The sequence below is a fragment of the Pseudomonas sp. PA-4-8C genome (assembly GCF_021606625.1).
In the GTDB taxonomy this organism is placed as follows: Bacteria; Pseudomonadota; Gammaproteobacteria; order Pseudomonadales; family Pseudomonadaceae; genus Aquipseudomonas; species Aquipseudomonas lactis.
This window is the reverse complement of the sequence record NZ_WKCD01000468.1, coordinates 1-2,231: the sequence shown is the minus strand read 5'-3', so window position 1 is coordinate 2,231 and position 2,231 is coordinate 1. Positions and strand designations below refer to the sequence as shown.

Annotated in this window: 3 protein-coding genes and 1 pseudogene; all 4 read right to left on the bottom strand. The window is 59.5% G+C overall.

Annotation, left to right across the window (positions count from 1 at the left end):
- Positions 1 to 357: pseudogene (locus tag GIW04_RS30015) on the bottom strand (sugar-binding protein); the annotation flags it as partial.
- Between the two features lie 195 nt (positions 358 to 552).
- Complete coding sequence (locus GIW04_RS30010; protein ID WP_120247808.1) at positions 553 to 954, bottom strand: ExbD/TolR family protein; 402 nt, start codon at positions 952 to 954, stop codon at positions 553 to 555.
- 1 nt (position 955) lies between these two features.
- The gene (locus tag GIW04_RS30005; RefSeq protein ID WP_087149709.1) at positions 956 to 1,678 is read right to left on the bottom strand and encodes a MotA/TolQ/ExbB proton channel family protein; all 723 of its coding nucleotides are present in this window, start codon (positions 1,676 to 1,678) and stop codon (positions 956 to 958) included.
- 25 nt (positions 1,679 to 1,703) lie between these two features.
- Positions 1,704 to 2,231 (bottom strand): energy transducer TonB (locus GIW04_RS30000; protein WP_236479559.1); only part of this gene is annotated, 528 nt, incomplete at its 5' end.

Here is a 2,231-nt window from a genome sequence, read left to right as displayed (position 1 = left end):
ATCCAATCCCCAGCGCTGCTTTATCGCTGCGGACAAGATTGTTGAAATTTCTTTTTCGGGGGTTATAAAATCGCCAGAATGCTTACTAATATAAGACTCTATATTAGCGTTTTTCTTCAATGTCGAACTTCCGTTGTTCGTCCCCCTGGAGACGCCGGCAGACTCCCCCCCTTTTGATGCACCGTATTTTCTCTGGTAGTCAACCAAACTTGGCGGCTTACAGGCTGAAGGATGTTTGAGACGTGGTGAACCGGAGGGTGGAGAGACCACCACCGGGGAACTTTCTACAGGCTTATCAGTTGACACCTGCGGATTTACAAACGTGTTTACCAGCTGAACAGGAAACCGTATAGGCATGTAATTTCTCCATTAATTAAATTGCTCCATGCACTGCCCAGCATAATCATGTCGTCCAGAATTGCACGCTTGGAAACACTCAAAAACATGTAAATTCTTTTCCTGTGCAACATCCATAAATACCTGACCCTTAAATAAAAAAAGGCCGCACCCTGCCAAGGAAAGCGGCCCAAAAACTGTCGAGATTTTTTGAAACTACCGTGCGGTGATCACCGACAACTTGGTAATCCCCGCGCGCTCGATCGACGCCATGGCGCGCGCCACTTCGCCATAATTCACACCGTCATCGGCCTGCAGTTGCACCCGTACATCGGGGTCCTTGGCCTTGGCCGCCTGCAGGTTGAACTCCAGCAGGTCCGGCTGGATGGCGTCCTTGTTGATAAACACTTTGCCTGTGCCGTCGATGCTCACCACCAGCGGGTCTTTCTGCTCGACCGGCGCTACGGCCTGGGTCTTGGGCAGGTTGATCGGGATGGAGTTGGTCAACAGCGGCGCGGTGACGATAAACACCACCAGCAGCACCAGCATCACGTCCACCAGCGGCGTGACGTTGATCTCGCTCAGCACCTCATCACTGTCTTGCGTGGAGAAGGCCATGTCAGGACGCCTCCTTCACTTTTTGCGGGCTGGCGACGCTGGCTTTGGTCAGTGTCGGATGCAACAGCACGCGGAATGAGTTCTTCTGCGCCAGGCTGTAGAAGTCGTGGGCAAAGTCATCCAGGTCTGCCGCCGTCAGCTTCAGGCGGCGCAGGAAATAGTTGTAGACCAACACCGCAGGCACCGCGACGGCGATCCCCACGCCGGTCGCAACCAGCGCCGCACCAATCGGCCCAGCCACGGTTTCCAGGCTGGCGGACCCGGCGGCGCTGATCCCCTTCAGCGCTTCCATGATGCCCCACACGGTGCCAAACAGGCCGATAAACGGCGAGGTGCTGCCGATACTGGCAACTACGGCCAGGCCGGTCTCCAGGGAGCGGCGCTCGCGCACGATTTGCTGGCGCAGGGCGCGTTCGAGGCGGTCCTGGTGATTGATCGCCTGGCTCAAATCCGCAGCGTGGGTGGTATCGCCCACCTGGATCGCGGCATAGCCAGCTTGGGCTACACGGGCGGCGGCGCCAGGCTGGGTGTCGGCGAGTTCGGCGGCCGAGTCGAGGCTCGATGCCGCCCAGAACTGTTTGTGAAACTTGCGATCCTGAGCCTTGAGGCGCCCGAACTGCACGCCCTTGAGCAAGGCCAGGCCCCAGGTAGCAACCGAAAAGGCCACCAACAGCCAGATCACCGCGCTTTCGATGGATTCAAGTGGAGATGCCAATGCCATGATGTTTTCCCTCTGCGCCGCTGAATAGTTAATGGATCTTGAAATCGATGGGTACGCTGACCCAGCCGTTCTGGGCCACATCGCCCTGCTTGGCGGGCACGAAACTCCAGCGCTTCACCGCTGCCAATGCCGCGTCATCCAACTGCTGGCGACCGCTGCTTTTTTGCACCTGGATCTCACCCGGTTTACCGCTGGCCAGCACCTGCACGCGCAGCAACACCGTGCCTTCCCAACCGCGGCGCTGAGCCAGTGACGGGTATTCCGGCGCCGGGTTTTTCAGGTACGCGGCGTTGGCCGAAGCAGGCGTCACCGGCTCTGGCGCCGCAGGTGCGGGCGGTGCAGGTGGCGCTGGCGTCGGTGGTGCAGGTGGCTGCTCGACGGCCTTGGGGGCCGGCTTGGGCTCAGGTTTAGGCACGGGCTTGGGCTTGGGCTTGGGCTTGGGCTTGGGTTTCACAATGGGTTTGGGCGGCGCCGGCTTGGCCGCCAACTCATCCACCACCGGCGGCGGTGGCTCGACCACAGGCGGAGGCGGTGGTGGCGGTACAGGCGGTGGCGG

Bases quoted from the DNA above. Each gene is read 5' to 3' on its own strand.
- GIW04_RS30010 (WP_120247808.1), bottom strand. From the start codon at position 954: ATGGCCTTCTCCACGCAAGACAGTGATGAGGTGCTGAGCGAGATCAAC.